At 45.2% G+C, this 20,922-nt stretch carries 18 protein-coding genes; 12 read left to right on the forward strand and 6 right to left on the reverse strand.

Features of this window, described 5'->3' with window-relative positions; all coding sequences use genetic code 11:
* The first annotated feature begins 21 nt into the window (after positions 1–21).
* The 4 genes from L0659_RS09015 (at position 22) to L0659_RS09030 (ending at position 5,732) form a co-directional block, all read left to right on the forward strand.
* The gene (locus L0659_RS09015; RefSeq protein WP_235125537.1) at positions 22–1,524 is read left to right on the forward strand and encodes a capsule assembly Wzi family protein; all 1,503 of its coding nucleotides are present in this window, start codon (positions 22–24) and stop codon (positions 1,522–1,524) included.
* 150 nt (positions 1,525–1,674) lie between these two features.
* Positions 1,675–4,074, forward strand: coding sequence for an ABC transporter permease (locus L0659_RS09020; protein ID WP_235125538.1), 2,400 nt, complete (start codon positions 1,675–1,677; stop codon positions 4,072–4,074).
* Between the two features lie 57 nt (positions 4,075–4,131).
* Positions 4,132–4,419, forward strand: a complete 288-nt coding sequence (locus L0659_RS09025) for a hypothetical protein (protein WP_082213557.1) — start codon at positions 4,132–4,134, stop codon at positions 4,417–4,419.
* Positions 4,420–4,523: 104 nt separating this feature from the next.
* Positions 4,524–5,732, forward strand: coding sequence for a hypothetical protein (locus L0659_RS09030; protein ID WP_235125541.1), 1,209 nt, complete (start codon positions 4,524–4,526; stop codon positions 5,730–5,732).
* 40 nt (positions 5,733–5,772) lie between these two features.
* Here L0659_RS09030 and L0659_RS09035 read toward each other — a convergent pair whose 3' ends face one another.
* Genes L0659_RS09035 through L0659_RS09045 form a run of 3 tightly spaced genes read right to left on the reverse strand, consistent with a single transcriptional unit; the run spans position 5,773 to position 8,860 of the window.
* A complete protein-coding gene (locus tag L0659_RS09035; RefSeq protein WP_235125543.1) occupies positions 5,773–6,699 on the reverse strand; it encodes a serine hydrolase in 927 nt (308 codons plus the stop codon).
* On the reverse strand, positions 6,696–7,532 hold the full coding sequence (locus L0659_RS09040) for a carbohydrate-binding family 9-like protein (RefSeq protein WP_235125545.1): 837 nt from the start codon (positions 7,530–7,532) through the stop codon (positions 6,696–6,698). Before L0659_RS09040 ends, L0659_RS09035 begins: the two co-directional genes overlap by 4 nt.
* A gap of 5 nt (positions 7,533–7,537) precedes the next feature.
* On the reverse strand, positions 7,538–8,860 hold the full coding sequence (locus L0659_RS09045; protein WP_235125547.1) for a hypothetical protein: 1,323 nt from the start codon (positions 8,858–8,860) through the stop codon (positions 7,538–7,540).
* A gap of 144 nt (positions 8,861–9,004) precedes the next feature.
* Between L0659_RS09045 and L0659_RS09050 the strand changes: the two genes are divergently transcribed.
* From L0659_RS09050 to L0659_RS09060, 3 genes are all read left to right on the forward strand, one after another.
* On the forward strand, positions 9,005–9,574 hold the full coding sequence (locus L0659_RS09050) for an RNA polymerase sigma factor (protein WP_235125549.1): 570 nt from the start codon (positions 9,005–9,007) through the stop codon (positions 9,572–9,574).
* 891 nt (positions 9,575–10,465) lie between these two features.
* Entirely contained in the window at positions 10,466–12,445 is a 1,980-nt protein-coding gene (locus tag L0659_RS09055) for a T9SS type A sorting domain-containing protein (RefSeq protein WP_235125551.1), read from the forward strand.
* A 101-nt stretch (positions 12,446–12,546) separates the two neighbouring features.
* The gene (locus tag L0659_RS09060; RefSeq protein WP_235125553.1) at positions 12,547–13,935 is read left to right on the forward strand and encodes a GH1 family beta-glucosidase; all 1,389 of its coding nucleotides are present in this window, start codon (positions 12,547–12,549) and stop codon (positions 13,933–13,935) included.
* Here L0659_RS09060 and L0659_RS09065 read toward each other — a convergent pair.
* Positions 13,925–14,155, reverse strand: coding sequence for a hypothetical protein (locus L0659_RS09065; RefSeq protein WP_235125554.1), 231 nt, complete (start codon positions 14,153–14,155; stop codon positions 13,925–13,927). The two genes, L0659_RS09060 and L0659_RS09065, sit on opposite strands and share 11 nt — an antisense overlap.
* 103 nt (positions 14,156–14,258) lie before the next feature.
* On the opposite strand from L0659_RS09065, the gene L0659_RS09070 reads away from it, so the two are divergent.
* Both L0659_RS09070 and L0659_RS09075 read left to right on the forward strand, forming a co-directional pair.
* The gene (locus L0659_RS09070) at positions 14,259–15,302 is read left to right on the forward strand and encodes a DUF4097 domain-containing protein (protein WP_235125555.1); all 1,044 of its coding nucleotides are present in this window, start codon (positions 14,259–14,261) and stop codon (positions 15,300–15,302) included.
* 105 nt (positions 15,303–15,407) lie between these two features.
* Positions 15,408–16,385 carry a helix-hairpin-helix domain-containing protein gene (locus L0659_RS09075; RefSeq protein ID WP_235125557.1) on the forward strand — a complete coding sequence of 326 codons (978 nt, stop codon included), beginning with the start codon at positions 15,408–15,410 and terminating at the stop codon, positions 16,383–16,385.
* A 38-nt stretch (positions 16,386–16,423) separates the two neighbouring features.
* Here L0659_RS09075 and L0659_RS09080 read toward each other — a convergent pair whose 3' ends face one another.
* On the reverse strand, positions 16,424–17,194 hold the full coding sequence (locus L0659_RS09080; protein WP_409018883.1) for a TIGR00730 family Rossman fold protein: 771 nt from the start codon (positions 17,192–17,194) through the stop codon (positions 16,424–16,426).
* Between the two features lie 129 nt (positions 17,195–17,323).
* On the opposite strand from L0659_RS09080, the gene rpiB reads away from it, so the two are divergent.
* Positions 17,324–17,755, forward strand: coding sequence for a ribose 5-phosphate isomerase B (rpiB, locus tag L0659_RS09085; RefSeq protein WP_234607969.1), 432 nt, complete (start codon positions 17,324–17,326; stop codon positions 17,753–17,755).
* Here rpiB and L0659_RS09090 read toward each other — a convergent pair.
* Positions 17,752–19,164 carry a hypothetical protein gene (locus L0659_RS09090; protein WP_235125559.1) on the reverse strand — a complete coding sequence of 471 codons (1,413 nt, stop codon included), beginning with the start codon at positions 19,162–19,164 and terminating at the stop codon, positions 17,752–17,754. The two genes, rpiB and L0659_RS09090, sit on opposite strands and share 4 nt — an antisense overlap.
* Positions 19,165–19,265: 101 nt before the next feature.
* On the opposite strand from L0659_RS09090, the gene rbfA reads away from it, so the two are divergent.
* Together rbfA and L0659_RS09100 are read left to right on the forward strand one after the other, a co-directional pair.
* A complete protein-coding gene (gene rbfA / locus L0659_RS09095; RefSeq protein ID WP_026632313.1) occupies positions 19,266–19,649 on the forward strand; it encodes a 30S ribosome-binding factor RbfA in 384 nt (127 codons plus the stop codon).
* 16 nt (positions 19,650–19,665) lie between these two features.
* A complete protein-coding gene (locus L0659_RS09100) occupies positions 19,666–20,892 on the forward strand; it encodes an FtsX-like permease family protein (RefSeq protein ID WP_235125561.1) in 1,227 nt (408 codons plus the stop codon).
* Positions 20,893–20,922 lie beyond the last annotated feature (30 nt).

The following is a 20,922-nucleotide window of genomic DNA, read 5'->3' on the forward strand; positions in this document are numbered from 1 at the left end:
AATCCTTCATATAAGTGCGTTATGCTCAGGTTTAAACTCGTTTTTTACACCGCTACCTGCCTTTTGATATTTCAATGTCTGCTTGTTAATGCGCAAGACAGGAATGCTTTGCCCTTAGGTTTGAAAGCAGGACTTGAAGCTGGTGCATACATTTCGTCTCCTGAAACCACACCTTTTTGGCTGCGTACCAACCAATTCGGCATTGTGCCGAAGACCGGACCCGCAGGACAAATGCAAGCCACGCTTAGAAAAGATTACGTGTTCTTTGACAGCCTCTCCAATCGTCCGCAGAAAACTGACTGGGGATTTGCAGTGAATCCGGTCCTTACGTATAATGATCAGAATCAGTTTCAGGTGCTGTTGCCGGAAGCGCATTTGAAGGCAAGGTTCAAAATGCTCGAAATTTATGCGGGAAGAAGGCGCGAGGTGATGGGCTTGGGTGATACAACATTGTCTTCCGGGTTTTATGCAGGCTCGGGCAATGCGCTGCCGATCCCAAAGGTGCAGATTGGAACTGTAACCTTTGTCCCTTTAAAATTTACACACAATTTTCTCGCCGTACACGCAGGTTTCGCACATGGCTGGTTCGATACGGATTATATAAAAGGCGTCCGGCTCCATCAGAAATTTTTGTATTTCCGATTGGGTAAGGTCAAGTCAAAAAATAAATTTTATTTGGGCCTGAATCATAATGTGCTTTGGGCAGGACATTCAGAAGAGCTCAAAAACCATCCTGAATTGGCATTAAATGGCGAATTGCCATCATCCTGGAAATTCTACCCCAACGTTGTACTGGCTTACACTTCTAAAAATTGGTTCACTAAAAATGGCTATGGTTCTTTTGACAGTTATCGTTTAGGCAATCACTTGGGAAGCTACGATTTCGGATTTGAAACAAAAGTGGGTGATAAGCAGCTGTTTATTTATCATCAGCATCCGTTCGAAGACGTTTCCAGTATGCTTTTCAAGAATGTGCCGGATGGATTGTTTGGTATTAATCTTAAAATGAATCCATTACAAAATCGCGCTGGCTTTGGCCTGACCCGGTTAACACTGGAATTCCTGTCTACAAAAGACCAGTCGGGATCAACATTCTACATTCCCGGAAGCACGTATCAGGGTGCTGATAACTATTTCAATCATTCTCAATATTCGAAAGGCTGGTCATATTTCGACCGAACAGTGGGTACGCCGTTTATTGTCCCAGGGAAGGATATGGACCAGTCAAAGCCGACCAGCAAACGTTATTTCCCTGGTAACCGCGTCAATGTCTGGTACGCAGGGTTACAGGGGGGCTGGCGAAATGTTCTTGCGCTGACATTGAAGGTCTCATACAGCCAGAACTTCGGGATGCCGGGAGAGAATTTTAATCCCGTTCGTGGTCAGTTATCCACTTATTTAGCTGGCGAATATGTATTTCCGCATTTGAAAAAAACCAGTTTGATAGCAAAATTCGGACTGGACAACGGTGATCTTTTCGTGAATTCTGCCGGTGGCTATTTCGGCATTAAGAGAACTTGGTAAGGCTTTATTTTAGGCTGTTCAAAGGCGAACAAAATTGTCCGATTTCGAACAATTTTGTTCGTTTTTTGCTATATAAGAATCTGATAATCAATATCTTGATTTCCGTGGCATAAGTTTGTTGGTGACAGAGATCTTATCCCTATCTCTGCTATGCTCAAAAACTACCTGAAAATTGCTTTTCGCAATATCTGGAAAAACAAGGTGTTTTCCGGAATCAACATTGTCGGCCTCGCGATCGGGATGGCTGCCTGTATCCTCATTATGGTTTTTGTTTTTTACGAAATTAGTTTTGACAAAATCCATTCTAAAAACATTTACCGGCTTGACGAAGTCCAGAAGTTCAAAGGCATGGTGGCCCCTCAAAAAGTGGCCCTTTCCATGTTTCCGATGGGGCCGACGCTTAAAAATGAATTTCCGGAAATAAAGGACTTTGTCCGCATCAGGAAGTTTGACAATGTCCCGTTGCTTTATGAGGAAAAAAAATCTGAGCTTGCGAAGGCGCTTTGGGTAGATCCGAATTTCCTGGAAATGTTTGATTTTAAACTACTTGAAGGGCAAAAGCAAAGCGTGCTGAAAGAGCCTAATACAGTGGTGCTTTCGGAAAAAAGTGCTGCCAGCCTATTCGGAGCACAAAACCCGATCGGGAAATCGGTCATTCATTATGGCGATGATACATTAACATTCAAAGTAACCGGGATCCTCAAAAATGTTCTGGCCACTTCCCATTTGCAATTTGATGCATTGTTTTCATTTAGCACCGTCACGCGACCGGATTACATGGATAATTGGGGCGGCAACTGGCTGGTAACCTACCTGGAAGTCGCTCCTGGTGCCAATATAGCCGCATTGGAAAAGAAATTCCCTGCCTACCTGGGCAGGCATATGAGCAAAGAAGGCGCCAGCTATTACGAACTCTTCTTGCAGCCACTCGCCGATGTCCATGCCAAATCCACAGAAATCACGCACGACTATATCAACTATCAAAAGTTCGACCGGAGTTATACTTACATCTTTTCTGTGATCGGCATTATTGTGCTGGTTATCGCTTGCGTCAACTTTATGAACTTGTCCACAGCGCGTTCCACAGGCCGGGCGAAGGAGGTTGGGATCAGGAAGTCTATTGGGGCACAGCGTTTTCAGCTTGCGGGACAGTTTATCGGAGAATCCGTTCTGCTATCATTTGTAGCGCTGGTGCTGGCAATCGTGATGGTGAAGCTTTTAATTCCGGTTGTGAGCAATTTCAGTCAGCGTGATCTTGACTTTGCATTTTTTACCAATCCTTCACTGCTGGGCAGCATTTTGCTCGGAACGGTCCTGATCGGCGTATTTTCCGGATTGTATCCCGCAGTATTCTTATCCGCGTTCCAGCCTATCGCGGTTTTGAAAGGCACATTGAAAACCGGAAAGGCAAATTTCAGAAATCTGCTTGTCATTGCACAGTTTTCGAGCGCCGTCTTCCTCATCATTGCGACCGGTTTTGCAGTTAAGCAGCTGCGTTATATGGAGCAAAAGGATCCGGGTTTTGAGCGGGAGCAGGTTGTGATCATCCCGTTGGATTCCAAGTCAGGGCCTAAATATCAGTCGCTTAAACAAGAGTTGTTGTCCAGCTCATTTGTGTCCGGCGTAACTGGTTCGCAGCAGCGCCTGGGCAATAACTTACACCAGACCGGCGTGACATTTCATGGCGACGGGCCTCAGAAACAGATTGCGTCGTCGCAAGTGGTTGTCGATCCCGATTATTTGTCGTTATATAAAATCAAGATCATCGCCGGAAGGAATTTCCGGGATGATGAAGCGGATAATGCTAAGGCTTACATTGTTAATGAGTCCCTGGCGAAAGAGCTTTTGAAAGATCAGCCCAAATTAACGCTCCAAACATTGGTAGGGAAGCATTTTGGCTTCTCCGGGATGGATTCGGCGGGCGTAATTGTGGGTGTAGCAAAGGATTTTAACTTCAATTCGCTGCACCATAAAATTGAAACGCTTTGCCTTTTTAACCAAAAGGACTGGGGTTACGAGGAAATGTCGGTGCGTATAAAAGGCAATGATGCCAAGCGGGCGATCGCAGGCATTCAGGCTGTCTGGAATAACATTGTACCGCAGCAGGAATTTAAGTATTCATTCCTGGACGATCATTTTGCTACGCTTTATAAGGCCGACAGTCAGGTTAGTGAAATCGTTGGCATACTGGCCGCGCTGGCTATTTTCGTTTCTTGCCTGGGTTTGTTCGGACTCGCTTCTTATTCCGCGGAGCGCCGTTTCAAGGAGATCGGCGTGCGAAAAGTGATGGGCGCTTCGGTTGCAGGCATTGTCGCATTGCTATCAAAGGATTTTTTGAAACTTGTCATCGCCTCCATCCTCATCGCTTCTCCCATTGCCTGGTGGGCCGTAAGCACCTGGCTTAAAGATTTTGCCTATCGCATCGACATTGAATGGTGGATTTTCCTGCTGGCTGGCGCACTGTCGGTTGTGGTGGCATTGCTTACCATTAGTTTTCAGAGCATTAAGGCTGCATTAACAAATCCCGTCAAGTCGTTACGAAGCGAGTAAAAATCTGTATTTCATTACTAAAACGTCCGCTATGTCGCATTTCTAATCTTTAAAACCATGAGCCATATCGCCATCCCAATCCCGCCGCTTCAAGGAAAGCAGGAGATTAAAGTTGAAGTAACAATCAATGGTATCAAACAAAATTTGTTTTACCGTGTTGAGCTTTTTTATTGGGAAGACTGCTCAAATCCGGTCGCGCATCGTGCCGATTGCATCAGCGAAATGCTGTCGCATCACGACCCGGAATGGACGGTTTACTACATAGGCGCGCCAAATGACGATTTCGTACCCATCACATTTGTGAAAAAAGAAAGCCGAAATCTGCTTAGAGAGGCGATCGCTTAGCTTCGAGAATCAGCATCCCGGAAAAATCTTTATTTGCATCATTGTTGCATTATTGAATCATATGATTTTATATTTGCATCAATGTTGCATTTAAAGATTTTTTTATGAAAAAGCATTTATCCAAAACACTTTTGACACTCGGACTGGTTTTCGCGCTCGCTTCCTGCGATAAGGATGACGACAACCCTGTTAACCCGGTAGCACAAAGCGAATTCAAATTCATCCGGATCCTGGTCAATGATGAGCTGAGCAGGGAAATCTCGCTGGTTGATCCTGTTAAGCTGACAGTTGAAAAATTCGAAGCGCAGTTTCCGAAATCAGCATTATATGGAACGCAGGCGGGACGTTTCGGTGCATTGGTTAATGGTGCGAATAATTTTGTCCAACTTTTTGATACAGGTTTTGAAGGCCACGGCGACCATGTTGACGTGAAAGGGACTCCAAAATTCGGCGCATTAACAGGAACCGGAAACAAGCCAACGCATTTTAAGAGCAAAGGCGATGAAATTATCACTTTCAATGATGGGGACGGAACGCTGGCCATCGCCAAGGAAGCGGAATTCCACACAGCAGGAGCAAAAATGACGATTATTAATGCAGGAAAGGTTGCCCATCACGGCGCAATGACCAAGTTTGATAACGGCACTTACGCTATTACAGAAAAAGACGGGTCGGTAGCAGGCTCTTTGCCCGAGCGCGTGAAAATTATCGACGCCTCCGGCAAAACGCTTTTTGCTTCTTCGCTTCAAACAAAGGGCATTCACGGCAATGCTACAAACGGTTCGGTTTCCCTGTTCGGTTCTTCCAGCGGGATCTTGGTTGTGGAACCGAGCGGAAAACAAAGGCTTATCGCACATCCTGCTGACTTCGGCGATGCGTGGTTTGGTTCAATACTGGAAGCGAAAGGAGCTGGTAAATTCATTGGCTACACCGCTGCAAAAGGCGCTTACCTGATTGATATAACCGCAAATACAGTGACACCGGTTTTTGCCAATGCTGACATTATGCAGGTCAAAGTAGATTATGCGGGCAACAACCTGGTTGTTCTGATGCATAGCGGTGAAGTGCGGATCTTTGATTTGAAAACTAATGAAGCCAAGAAAACCGGATCGGTCATTCCTGCAACCGCCAAAGATGAAACACAAAAACCGCAGTTGGAAGCAACCACACGGTTTATCTACATTACCCAACCTAAAAGCGGAGAATTGCTGCGGATCAGCACCGACGATTTTTCAAAAGTTGAAAAAATCAAAGTTTCAGCTACACCATATCGTTTGAGTGTGCTGGGCATTGAGTCAGACGAAAGTCATTAGCCATGACAAAACCTTTCGGACCTGAATGGTCCGGAAGGTTTTAAAACCAGAATTTGTCGGATTCAGGCAGTGGTTTCCAGTCACTTTTAGGTTCGAAATGGTTCCAGATGATGGCCGAGAGCGTGCGGAGGAGCACAAAGCCTTCATTGCTTTTTTGCCACGATTCGTCCTTCTGATTTTTTGTCGCCACGCAAACCACATAATCTCCGTGCGGCGCGTGGACAACCATCACTTCCGACCGTGCCTGATTCACAGCGCCCGTTTTAGCAGCCACTTTAACATGCGGCGGGACCTGGGAAATTGATTCTCCGTCCCAAAACTGCATGCCCAGATAGCGATACATGCGCTCGCTCGCGGCAGGAGAAATTGCCTTACCATTACGGATCATTGCCACCAGCTCAGCCATTTCCCGCGGCGTGGTCTGTCCCCAGCCATATTTAGCCTGATATTCCTTCCTTCCAGGCGTGCGGGAATTCACGCGAATGTTGGCAAATCCATTCAAATCCAGCCATTGGTTGATCGCCGCACCGCCGCCCGCCATCGCTTGCAGCCATAAACTGCCTGTGTTATCACTCTGCGAGATCATCAAATGTATGATTTTCGGCAAAGCGATTTTCGTACTGTCCCTGAATGATCCAACGATTCCATTGTCGTATTTCAGAGAATCGCGATAAACCAGTTCCTGCGTAAATGCGATTTCGCCCCGGTTGATTTTATCAAAAATCCCGCACAGGATCGGCACCTTCACCATGCTTGCGGTAGGAAATATCGAATCTGCATTCACCTCGGCTATGTGGTTTGTTTTCAGGTTTCTGACATAAATGCCGGCTTGTCCGTTGAAGCCCACCATTGCAGCTTCCAGCTTTTTTACAAGTTTATGATCCACAGCAGTTTTGCCAACCGCCGCGGGCTGTGCGTGAACGAATGTCGTGGCAATGATCAGGAGTGAAAGCAGATAATTTTTCATTTTTTATTCTTCTTTTCTTTTGAGTCAACAAATTGAAGGTAACCCCAGTATTCAGGGAAATGCATGTTAATGATTCCCTGTGGCGACCATACCCAGTTGTATTCGGGTAAAACTTTGCCGGTTTCAGGATTTCTCTTTCTCGCATATTTGCCGTCGTCCGAGATTTCATGCTGCCAGTTCACGCGGGAGAAATTGATCCGCCACTCAGAACCGCTTTCGGGCATGATGGCAGGCACGTTCTCATGGGAAAGCGATGCAAACGGAATCGCTATTTCAAGGATCCAGCGCTTATCCTTGTCTCTGGCATCATTCAGAGTCCCGTCAATGTTCACTGCCGATTTCAGGTCCTTAATGTCCCATTTAAGTTGCGCGCGACCGCCATTTTTGTAAGTTCTCGGCAGGAACAGATCGAATGTATTGTTGATGGCATTTATTTCAAGTTCATAGTAATTCTCACCGTCGCCATCGGGATCGATGAACACTTCAAAGTCATTTTCGAGGTAAACGATCTGATCTTTCTTTTGCTGATATGCCCAAATGTGCTCTTCCTCGATGATCGCGGCGATGTATAAATTTTTGTCATCCCAAAGCATTTTTGCCTGCGTATGCTGGTAGGGAAGCGGTTTTACGTCTCCCTCAATGTCAACGAACCGGGAAGTCCACAGCGCTTTTGCCCAAACACGTTCGTCGAGCTTGCCATCGATTTCTATCGGGCTGTGTGTCTTTTGACAAATGTATTTTTTCGGGTTTTGGGTTTGGGCAAATCCTTTGTTGGGAGTGATTAAGTGGGTGAGAAGAATTAAGGTTGTTAGGTTTAGGTAATTTGATTTCACTTGGATTATTTTTTGTCGGTCGCCAGCAGGTCGCTGGCTTTCATTGGATTACTTAATAATTTCTCAAATGCTTTCCAGCGTTTATCCGGATCCTGGCCGAACGTTTTTTCAATGTAATTTTTGACCAGGTCTTGTCCGTAATTGTAGTTGATCACATAACTTCCATATTTTTTTATGAATCTGAGATAGTCCGTAGCGCCTTTTTCTGTCAGCAGGCAATAGTCTGTCAGCCAGCGCAATGCTTCCTTGTCATCCATGGATTTATTGATAAGGCCTCTGGCTACTTCATTCCGTGCATAGTTGAGCGCCGAGCTGATTTTAAGCGCTTCAAAATAAAGATGCGCGCCGGTCGTATCTATACCCGCCAAAGGCATCAGGACTTGCTTGCAATATTGCTCCTGAGCGTCGCCAGGGAAAGCAATTGAAATGCCATAATTGGCACTTCCCTCGGCAATCAGCGACTGCGGACTGAAAAGCGGATACAGCGAAATTTCCTGTGAACCTTTGTCGTGGTAAATATTTTTTTCCAAAAGCACATTAAACACGTGATGCCCCGGATAACCTTCATGGCAAGCCAGGTCAATTGCCCTCTGAATAAAAATAGGCTGACTAATGTTGATCTGGATCAGGCTTTGGTAATTGCCCTTATACCAGTTATATCCCGACCAGGGTTTGTCAGTCACATATTCAAGCTTGAAATTTTCCCCGGACGGCAATGTATAATGTTCTTTTGTTCGTCGTCTGGCCTCTGCAATCGCAACCTGGAAGACGGTGTCAATCTTATTTTTTGGGATTAAAAACCTGGACGCTAATCGCTGAAAACGGCCCGGAAGCGGGCCGGTGCCCGGCAATATGCCGTCCATTTTTGCAATCAGGTCTTGGAAATGTTTTTCACCATAAACCGGCGCAACGGCATCAAACAGATCGCGGGATTCTGTATCAAATGCCTCGCGCTCGCCGGCAACAATTTTCACCCGGCGTTCAAAAGCCGTAAGCTGTGATCCCAGCCACGCAGCACGGTGGCGGATTGTATCGTTTTTTTCCGTGGCAAGCAGTTCGGTAACCTCTTTTTTAAGCTCTGAAATCCTGAGGATCAGACTGTCTTTCGGGAAATCGGCAGAGTCTTTCACTGGCGCCGGGCGCAGTGAATCTGGCCCATAGAATGCATCTACGAAGTCGGGGTCGTATTGACCAATGGTCAGGCCAAGGGTCACGTATTCCCGCCCGATCTGTTTCAATTTTTCCGCATCACCGGATGACTGATGATCCGACGAGCAGGCGAATAAAATCCACACAAAAATGTAAACGAAAATGCTTTTAGAGGTCATTTTAATGAATGATTAGGTAAAATGCCGATCCCCACATTGGGTGTAAATTACACAGATTGATTGTAAACCGAACTGGAACAATATTAATAAAATTAGAAAAGCCGGATACAGCCGGATCAAAAACCCAGACAAATAGCGACCTACATGACTGCCAAGTATACCTACACAGAAGCAACGCTTGTATCTCTTCTGAAATCCAACGATCGTAGTGCCTTTGAATATTTGTACGATAACTACTCTTCGGCGTTGTATGGTATTATTGTCAAGATTGTGAAAGATGAGGAGCGTGCCTGTGACACTATGCAAGATACTTTTCTGAAAATCTGGAAAAATATTGGTCACTACAATCCTGAGAAAGGGACGCTTTTTACCTGGATTTTGAACATTGCCCGTAACACAGCCATAGACAAGCTGCGTGTGGAAATGAAGAAAGAGCGGGTTATCCAGCTTGAACTTGTCCGAGACGGTGATCTTGTTTCCTCGTCTATTTTTAATCCGCTCCCTGCTACAATGGATATTCGCTCAATCGTGGAGCGCCTGCTTCCCGAGCGCAAATTGCTTATTGAAATGGTCTATTTCCAGGGCTATACGCATGAAGAAGTTTCGGAAAGGCTAAGTTTGCCTTTGGGAACTGTTAAATCCAGAATCAGGAAAGCATTGCAGGAGCTGCGGGAGGTTTTTGAAGTTTATACGCCGAAACCCATCTTCGCCTGATGCCTGCCCTCACAGTATTTCTACATTATCCCACTTTATACTTTTAACTCGCTGAACACGAGTGCGGTTTGTGAATAGACCGTTTTGAGCATTTGGCGATGTTTTATCACAATCTTTGTGTGTCCTTAAAAATGAGCCTGCGGTTAATAAGTTAAACGCACTCGGTTCATAATCTTCTGTTTATCTTTCTTACCACTTTTTTAACGGCATATCGGCTTATCTGCGGGATTACCGGCCAAACTATATTCTACACACCAGAAAACCGCTGGAAAATTTGTAGAACCCGAAAAAAGATCAAAATTTTTTTTGTCGAATTTTCTCAATGCATTTTAAGGTTCTGCTACACTTTTAACATCATTGTCAAAACAAGCTTAAACGAGCTTGCAAAGGCTTTTCTTCGAAATTTTTCACACGACCGTTTATGCCAGTTGTAGAAACGGTTCGCTTATCAAACGCAGATCACTTATCTGATGGCCTCAGTTCTATTTGATTTAATAAATGGCTTTCGCAGTGGTTGTAACCCTTATACACATTTCGTGCACCAATCATTTTACTGCATCTTCCAACGTGTAGCTATTAGCGTTTGACTAAGGCCTGGATTGAAATAGTTATATATTGGTTTTTGTCTTGCCCGTGGTGATGTTCCAACCAGTTACCAGAACGAGACAAAATTAACTCACTCATAAAAAGTGAATTAATAAAATTTTTGCTGTAATAATACTTTATAATTGAAATGTAAAATTACTTTAAAATTTGCAATAGATATAAGTTTGGTCATAATGTAATATAAAAAAAGTGATATTTTTAGTTGATCTGAACCATACATTTGCATCGTAGATTTTACTTAAACGTCTTGCTCTTACAGCTAATTAATTACAAATCAATTATGTTATGAAAAACTTTACTTTACTCATCTGTTTCTTACTCTTAACCTTAGGATTTGCCGGAACGGCCAATGCCACAGACGATTGTGGCTGCAAGGATTCAGAGAATGCGCTTAAAAACGGAAATTTTGAATCATTGGATTATTGGAAAAAAGCGGACGGCACTCACTTCCGCTTGGATGAAGCGTATAACCAATGCGGTCGCTACAATGGTTTGATTGATCAATCGGGTTACGTGTACCAGGAAGTAGCGATCACTGGCGGAAGCGCCATTAATATGTCTGTATATGGTGGTACCCATGATGTCAGCAAGAGCCACAAATTTTCGCTTCGCTTTTATGATAGGAACGGTTACGAAATCGAGAACGAGCGCGTGACTGTTGATATGGATTATCAAGTGACTGGAAATGGCAGGTTGAAAAAATTCACATTATCAAAGGCTTCGGTTCCAGCCAATGCGGTTAAGGTTCAATTCAGATTTTCTGCCAGCGGTGGTTATTTCAAAATCGACGTGGCGTGTATGTCAATAACTCCTCCTCCTACAACAGCAGATTGCTGCAAGGATTCGGAAAATTCCCTGAAAAACGGAAGTTTCGAAGACGGAACGAACTACTGGGTGAAAACGCAGGGTACGAATTTCAGACAAGATGATCCATATAGCATTTGCGGTAAGAAAAATGGTTTGATCGAAGGCGCAGGAACAATTTACCAGGAAGCGAGCCTGACATCCGGTACAACAGTGAACGTAAGCGTTTACGGTGGAACGCATGACACTGGCCAAAACCATCAGTTCAAGCTTGAATTCTATTCGAGCGCAGGTGCTTTGATCCCGGTTGCTGAAACGCCTCAAAACCTGGTTCAAATGAATTATAAGGTAACACAGGAGCACAAATTACAACAATACAACTTGTCAGAAAGAGCTCCTCTTGGTGCAACCAAAGTGCGTATTAGCGTAATCTCTGGTGGTAATTTTTTCAAAGTAGATGTGGTATGTATGACGTTAACCCCGCCTACAACCCCGCCATGCGAAACTTGTACCGACAATAAACTGGTTAACGGCAGCTTTGAAAATGGAGTAGGAGACTGGACAACCGTAGGAAACGTATTTGCAGATGCTACCATTGCTGTATGTGGTTCCAAAAGCCTGATCCTGGCTGGTAATGGTTCATTTACTCAGGATTTTGCATTTGAATCGTCACTTGGAAATGCGGTTACATTGAACATTTTCGCAGCAGTGAAAGAAAACAGAGATCAGAAAATCGAAGTGATCTTCCTGGATGGTTCTAATAAAGTGCTTGGAACATTAACACAACAGATCGACAAATTGATAAGCAGCGATCCATGGGGTATGCAGAAATACATTATTGCAGGTTCAATCCCTGTAACGACTAAAATTATCCGCATCAAAGGCTCAGGATCAGAAGATTACCTGGCGGTTGACGGTGGCTGTCTGACATTCTCAGGCCCTCCGCTTCCAGTAACATTGTCGGCTTTCAATGTAAAGAAAGAAGGAACTGTTGCAACATTATCCTGGTCAACAACTTCGGAAACGAACTCGGATCACTTTGAAGTGCAGCACAGCGGTGACGGCAAGAAATGGGAAGTGCTTGATATTGTGGCAGCGCAAGGCGAAAGCAAATCATTGGTTCCATACAGCTATACCCACACTAATCCTTTGGCTTCTAACCTTTACCGGTTAAGAATGGTTGATCTGGACGGCACATTTGCATTTAGTACGATCAAAAGCTTGAAGTTTGATGGTGATGCTCAATTAAGCGTTTATCCAAACCCTACGACGGATCGCATCGTACTGAACAGCAGCCAGGCCATTTCAAGTGTTAAGTTTTACGACCAGAGAGGTGTGCTGGTTATGAACGCATTGCCCGACGCATCGAACGCGATCGACGTCACGAAATTAAGCCAGGGAACATATTTCGTTAAAATCAACGACGGAACCCTGACGCGCAAAATCCTTATCGTAAGATAAAAGTTGCGTATCATTTTGAAAGCCCTTCATCCGTAATTATCGGATGAAGGGCTTTTCTTTTGCAATATGTTTTTAACTTTCCGGCTTATAAAAGGGCAGCAGTGACTACGGACATTCGATTGAGCAAGCAGGATTTTGGGGATGATTTCAGCTGGGGAGTTGCTACGGCAGCTTACCAGATCGAAGGAGCGGTGGATATGGACGGCCGTGGTCCGTGTGTTTGGGATAAGTTTGCTTTGGTCAAAGGAAAGATCAGGAATGGCGACGATGCACGCATTGCCTGTGATTTTTATAACCGCTATGAAGCGGATATTGAGCTGGTCCACGCATTGGGTTTTAAGGAATTCAGGTTCTCGATTTCGTGGTCACGCATTTTGCCCAAAGGATCCGGTGACGTCAATGAGGCCGGGATTTTATTTTATAATAAACTGATTGACAAATGCCTTTCACTCAATATCGTTCCCTGGATCACGCTCTATCATTGGGACCTTCCACAGGCGCTTGAAGACCTGGGCGGCTGGAAGAACCGTAAAATTCTCGACTGGTTCGCGTCCTATGCAGCCATTTGTGCAAATGCATTTGGTGACAGGGTTAAAAAATGGATCGTGCTGAACGAGCCGATGGCCGTTGCGGGACTGGGCTACACCACGGGATTGCACGCGCCGGGCCGGAAAAGTATCAGCAACTTCTTGCCCGTTGTGCATCATCTGGCCATGTGCCAGGCCATTGGCGGTGAAGTGATCAGGCGCAATGTTGCCAATGCTTATATAGGAACGGCCATTTCATGTTCATATGTACACGCAGCGAGCACAAGCATTAGGGATGTACGCGCTGCAAAGCGTGCCGACGCATTGATGAACCGGCTTTTTATCGAGCCGGCATTGGGTCTGGGTTACCCGAAGGATGCATTCAGTTTTTTAGGAAACATGAAGCGTTACATGCAGGCTGGTGATGCCGAACGGTTGAAATTTGATTTTGATTTTATTGGTATACAAAACTATTTCAGCGTAGTGGTGAAGCATTCCTATTTTGCGCCGGTGGTATGGCTCAAAGATGTGCCCGCAAAGCTCCGAAATGTGCCGGTGACGGCAATGGGCTGGGAGGTAAGCGGTAAGGGAATGTATGACATCCTCAAACAATTTGATGCTTATGACGGGATCCGCGAGATCATTGTATCAGAAAACGGGGCAGCTTTCGACGACAATGTGGAAGGAGAAAAGATTCATGATCCTGAACGCAGATCATTCTATCAGGAATATCTGGCCGCAATTTTAAAAGCCAAAAATGAAGGTGTAAAAGTAAAAGGCTACCTGGCCTGGACGTTGATGGACAATTTCGAATGGGCAGAAGGTTACTCTGCCAGATTTGGGCTGGTACATGTAGATTTCACGACGCAGAAACGCACGATTAAGGATTCAGGGAAATGGTTTTCATCTTTCCTGAAAAACGAAAATGCGACCCGGGTTGAGTCGCAAAAACTTATAAATTAAGAATGTCCTTGGCTTCTTTGTCAGAATAGTAGGGCCCAAGCTCGGCTTCGTCAATGATTTCCTGGACTTGTTCTTCGGAAGCTGGCACGCGCTTTCCTTCGCCCTCGTGTGCTTGTACTTCGCTAAAATGGATCATTCCTTTTTGTTGCAGATTTTCAAGGATTTTAGTGATCAGTTCCTCTTCCGAATCATTCGCCACTTCAATGTGAAAGGTTTTCATAGTTGTCTTTTTGTATTTGAGAATATTATTTCAAAAATCGTACCGACCATGCAACCTCGCAGCCAAATCTGGCATCATTCAGCAAAACCTAATCATATTAGACATGAGAAACAGAAAACTACTTTTATTGATGTTTACGCTTTTCACAGCAGGGGCCGTTTCTGCCCAGGTGGATAGCGATAAGCCTTATGTTACCAAAAAATTCAACAGCGCAAACCTGAAAGAACTCAATGTTGAAACGTCCGGCGGCTCCATCACGGTGGATGGCGGCCAAAACAGCGGGTTCCAGGTGGAAATGTATGTCAGACCTAACAATTGGAACGGGAAAAGTGACCTGAACAAGGAAGAAATTGAAGACCGCCTGGAAGACTACGACATACTCATTGGAACAGAAGGAGACCGGGTCGTGGCAACAGCCAAGCGGAAAAACAATGTAAAATGGAATGATAAAAAAAGCATTTCCATCGGGTTCAAAGTGTCGGCGCCAAGAAATACACAAACATACCTGAAAACAAGCGGCGGAAGCATTCACATTGCATCGCTGAGCGGTGAGCAGAATTTTGAAACCAGCGGTGGAAGCCTTAAAGTGAACGACCTCGACGGCATAATCCGCGGAAGGACTTCCGGAGGCAGCATTGATGTGATGAATTGCAGAAAAGACATTGACCTGCACACCAGCGGCGGAAGCATTAAGGCAACCGAATTAACCGGAAAAATCCAGCTCAAAACTTCCGGCGGCAGCATTGCGCTGAACGGTCTTGAAGGCGACATTGAAGCACGCACGAGCGGCGGGAGCGTAAAAGGTGAGGATATAAAAGGCACATTGAATACGGGCACATCGGGCGGTTCGGTAAGGCTGGCCAATGTTTCGGGAAGTTTGCGGGCGAGCACAAGTGCAGGAAGCATTGAGGTGGAAATCGCTAAGCTGGGCGAATATGTGGACCTGTCAAGCTCAGCAGGAAGCGTGCGTGTCACCATGCCGATGGATAAGGGTGTGGATCTGGACCTGAAAGGCAACAAGGTCAACATTGCACTCAAAAACTTTGATGGCGAGGCAGCAAAAGACCGTGTTCGAGGTAAAATGAATGGCGGCGGCATTCCGGTAACACTGTCAGCCAGCAGCGGAAGCGTTTCTGTGAATCAGTAATTATTGACTAAATATCTGGCTGCGAAGGTGTGAAAACGTCTTCGCAGTTTTTTTTGTGACCAAAACCTGAAACCTGCGTCCAAAGGCAAATCAATGTCTTAGCAAATGTTTCGGAAAATCGCAGAATTGCTGCAATCGTATTTTGGTATTTCAAAAAAGGAAGCAAGGGGCGCGCTGGTGCTCATGGTGCTTTGTTTGCTTTTGTTATGGTTACCATTCTTTTTTAGAAGGTATCTCTTGCCCAATCTGCCCATTGAGGAGCGGCCGGTTAATATAAGAATGCTTGACAGTCTGGCCGCTGAACTGGAAAAGGCGAATCAGTCCAAAACCCGGAAATTCAAACCATTTGCTAAAAAAACATTTCCAAAAAAGCCCGCAAGGCCGGTCAGATTGTTTGATTTTGATCCTAACTCGGCTTCTGTGGACCAGCTGGAAACCCTCGGCATTCCTGCATTTATTGCCAACAGAATTGATAAGTTTCGCAGCAAAGGAGGAAAATTCCGAAAGAAAAACGATTTGCTGAATATTTACGATTTTCCGTCCGAACTGTTCCATAAGCTGGAAAAACACATCGTCTTTGCCTCCCCGGAAACATCAGAAAAAAGCGTTGGTAAAATGGAAAAAAACATTGGGAAAGATAAACCACCGCATCCAGCATTCAGTAAACCCGCAAAATCGGTTTTAACAGCATTTGACATTAACACGGCAGATACAACCGAACTCGTAAAATTGCGTGGGATAGGAAGCAAGCTTTCCATCCGCATCCTGAAATTTCGGGATGCTTTGGGCGGATTTCATTCTACGGATCAATATGCGGAGATTTTTGGGCTGGATTCCCTTGCACTGGGAGAACTTTACCGGTATGGAAAGATTAACAGCGCTGTGAAGAAAATCAACCTGAACAGCGTGAATGTTGAGGATTTAGGAAAACATCCGTATTTCAAAAACAAACAAATTACGTCTACTATCATCAATTACCGCAACCAGCACGGGCCTTTCCGGACCATGGACGAGCTTCGGAAAGTTCGGGTTGTGAATGATGCAATGATCAAAAAAATAGAGCCATATCTTCGTTTTGATTGAGATACGGCTCTGTTTAATGTTGAGGATCGCTTCAATGCTTAGAAGTTTGGCTTCAACATATATTTATTATAGAAATTGTCGATCACTTTCACGGCTTCATCCGGCGTGTCTACAATGCTGATCAGTTTGAGATCTTCCGGATTAATGTTGCCTTCTGTGAGCATGGTTCCCTTGATCCAGTCAAGCAAACCTACCCAGTAACTGCTTCCTACCAGCACGATAGGGAAGCGGCCGATCTTTTTGGTCTGGATTAATGTCATCGCTTCAAACATTTCATCCAAAGTTCCAAATCCGCCCGGCATGACGATGAAGCCCTGTGAATATTTCACGAACATCACTTTCCGTACAAAGAAAAAATCGAAATTGATGTTCTTGTCCGGGTCAATGTAAATGTTGCTATGCTGCTCAAAAGGGAGTTTGATGTTTAATCCAACTGACTTTCCGCCTTGCTCACGCGCACCTTTGTTACCCGCCTCCATAATCCCGGGCCCACCGCCTGTGATCACGCCGTATCCATGCCTGACAAGCTTTGCCGCAATATCTTCGGCTGTTTTATAATGCGGATTATCAGAAAGCGTCCGCGCCGATCCGAAGATTGAAACGCAAGGGCCAATTTTAGCCAGCTTGTCAAAACCTTCCACAAATTCGGCCATTACTTTAAATACAACCCAGGAATCGGCACTTTTTATTTCATTCCAGTTCCGGTCTTCAAAAGCCTCTTTGATCCGCTTTTCATCTTCGGGAACTGCGGGGTTCATGAGGGAAACATCTATTAGTTCAGCATTCGTCGGTTTTGCTTCTTCACTCATATTAGGGTGTTCAATTTAGTTGTTGAAGTAGATAATTGTAACTTTGCTTACTGCATCATTAAAAATATAAAATATTAACTTTAACCGCCGCTGATGATAAAGCGGATGGTTACAATTAACAAAAAAGTAATGAGAAAAATTGCTATCGGTTCGGATCACGCGGGTTTTCCATATAAGGAGCCAGTCATTAACTGGTTAACGACAAACGGTTTTGAAGTGAAGGATTTCGGCACATACAGCGCCGATTCTGCTGATTATGCAGATTTTGCCCATCCGGTGGCGAGTGGTGTTGAAAGCGGTGAATTTGAAAAAGGCGTGTTGCTTTGCGGCAGCGGCCAGGGCGTTTGCATTACGGCCAACAAGCATCAGGGAATCCGTGCAGCGCTTGTTTGGGACCTGCCATTAGCAGCATTAGCACGCCAGCATAACGATGCAAATATTATTTGCTTACCCGTTCGGTTTATTGAACTGGAAACGGCACTGGCAAGCGTAGGCGCATTTCTGGCAACGGAATTTGAAGGCGGCCGTCATCAAACGCGCGTTGATAAAATTGCCTGCTAGATCTTACGCTGATAAATCCCTTTCCAGGGGCTTGGTTCGTATTGATTTCTCAATGCCGGAACGCGGTAAAGCAGTTTCGGCATAATGTTCACTTTGTCGATGACGTAATCCGGCGGGTCTTTTTTGAAGTTGTCATAGACATGGATCACGCTGTCGAAATTGTCGAGGTTGCGCAAATCGTAGCTGGCAAGCTCCCAGTTGAGGTAAGGCGTGGCTGTATAATTATTGATATATTCTCCTGAATGCTGCCCAAGCACCAGCACGCGCTTGTTCTGGATCTGTTCGGGAAGCGCCGCTTGCTTCGCGCGTAAATTTTCAAGCTTACCCATAGATAATCCGGGTATAATGCCGCGTAAACCCTGATATTGGATCATCAGGATCACAGCCCCCATGGTGATAAACTGAAATTCGTCAGCCCAGCTTTTTTTTCTGAAACTCTGGAAATAATGTGTTGCAAAAAATGCAGCAGGAGGGATGAAAATCACAAACTGCATGGGCGCCATAAACTGCATCAGTGGAATGGTGAACACCGCAAGAATAAACCAGAGCGCCATCACCTGCTGGATCCGCGTTTGATAATTGACGAAGCGTAACGTGGTGAAAATGCGCATAAAACCCATCACCCCAAAGCCCAGCGGGAGCAATAGGGACGCGATCAGCGACGCAAAATCATTCAGATTATATTGTTTAACCTGAAAAACAGAGGTTAGCAGGTTTCTGTTGAGGCTTTCGATGCCATTGTTCATATAAAAGAACAGTACGACCATTAATAATGGAAACACAGAACCGAACAATCCCAACAAATGGTGGCGCACCGTTGAGCCCGTATAAAAAAGCAACGCCAGAAATGCCCAGATCATGAACAATGAAGCCGGCAAATAAAACAATGTCGCAATTCCGATATACAGTCCCATTTCAAAAACCTGCGGCGTTACTTCCCTTCTGACGAGGATCTTAACAATGGCGCCGAATGCAAAAAGCAAAAATGTATTCGCCATCAGCATGGGCGAAAGCGTGCCCATATCAAAAGAAATGTTCAGGAATAATGCATATAAAGCGCCGGGCAGGAATGTGCGCTCGGGGAACACTTCCCGGGAATGTATCACATAGTTAAAATAAAGGATCTGAACGACGGAAACGGTGATCGCGGCGAGCTGATAAACCCATTGCGTGCGGCCGAAAAGCGTGTCTATAAGCCAGTAAGTAAGGCCTGAAAAGGGGCTCACATTATCCCATACATCCCGGTAAAGCATAAAGCCGCGCCCCATTTGCTCGCCCACCAGCATCCAGCTCAGTTCCGGGATAAGCAGCGGCGCACCACCCAGGAAAAATGGAAGCCGGAGCAGCAGGAAAAATACGACCAGACTGATGCTCTGATACCGTGCGTTGACGCGAAAAAAACTTAACAAGAAGTATGCGGATTATATATCTTATCAGAATAACTTTCACGAAATTACAACTCCGCATTCTACAAAAACAAAATAAGTCCGGATATTTGTACTTTTGAAACATGGAATCTAAAAGACAACAAAAAGTAGGGAGGCAGATTCAGAAGGATCTTGGGGAGATATTTCAAAAGGACGCACATCATTTGACGAATGGCTCTTTTGTTACCATTACAGCCGTGCGTGTTACGCCCGACCTGAGCATTGCAAGAGCATACCTGAGTTTTTTGCCCGATAAAAATAAATCGATCTTACTGGAAACGATCCAGGAAAACACCAAATTTATACGCCAGAAATTAGGCGAAAGGGTGCGTCACCAGCTTCGGATCGTGCCTCATTTACAGTTTTATATGGACGATACTGCCGAATATGCGGCCAAAATGGACCTGTTATTTTCGGATATTGTTATTCCACCAGCTCAACCGGACGAGGACGACGAATCCAATTGATTAAAGCTCCTGCCTAATGCATCTTTCGTACAGGATCGCTGTCCGCTATTTTTTTTCCCGGAACAAACGCAGCTTCATCAGCGTCATAGCCCGCATCGCTATGGCTGGTGTGGCCGTTGGAACCATGGCAATGGTCGTTGTACTGTCTGTGTTCAACGGAATGGAAGACCTGAACCGGAAGATCTTCAAAACCTTTGATGCGGACGTAAAAGTTACTCCGGCAGAAGGCAAGCGGTTCAAAGTGGACCCTGCATTTATTCAAAAGATCAAATCCGTTGAAGGCGTCAGGCTCGTTACGCAGGTTGTGGAAGACAATGCGCTCGCCCAATATGGAAACCAGCAGATCATTATACGGCTGAAAGGTGTCGACAGCACATTCGAGCGCCAGGGCCAGCTGGATACGGCTATCATTGAAGGCTCATTGAAGCTTTACGGCCGGGGCGGCACACCGTATGGCATCATCGCGGAAGGCGTCAGAAATGCGCTCTCCATTTCCCTGGAAGATATTCTCACGCCATTACAGTTAATGTATCCTAAAACAGGTCCCAAGACACTGAACCTGACTTCCTCAGAAGCATTCAACCATCTTCTGCTGCGGCCCGGCGGCATATTTTTTATAGAGACACGCTACGACGATTATGTGATTGCTCCGATCGCAGTGGTTGAAAAACTGATGGGATATGAAGGCGAAAGGTCGTCGCTGGAAGTGCAAATCATGCCGGGTTATAAAGAAGGAAGAGTGAGCAGGAGAATTGCAGAGCAATTGGGTGCCCGTTTTGTGGTCAGAGATCGCGATTCGCTTAATTCGGACTTGCTTAGGGCTATCCGTCTGGAAAAACTTTTTGTAGCTATAACCTTGTCTTTCATTATTTTAGTAGCTGCGATCAACATTTTCTTTTCGCTCAGCATGCTGGCCATTGAGAAAAAGAAGGACGTGTCCATGCTTTACGCATTAGGCGCAACGCCCGGGCTGATCCGCAGGATTTTCCTGGCAGAAGGCGCAATTGTTGCTTTTTCTGGTGCCTTAGCGGGGCTTGGCGGTGGAATTTTGCTTTGCCTGTTGCAGCTGAAATATGGATTCGTTTCGATGGGAATGGCCACATCCCTGGTGGACGCCTATCCCGTTAAATTAATATGGGAAGATATACTCTATACAGGCATTATTGTCGTTATCATAACAATGCTGGTGTCATATATCCCTGCCAGGAGAGCAGCAGAAGCAGGAAGGATCCTGCCGACTTGATATTTATTTTAAGAGAAGAACGAAAAATAC

The sequence above is a fragment of the Dyadobacter sp. CY347 genome (genome assembly GCF_021502655.1).
Classification (GTDB): Bacteria; Bacteroidota; Bacteroidia; order Cytophagales; family Spirosomataceae; genus Dyadobacter.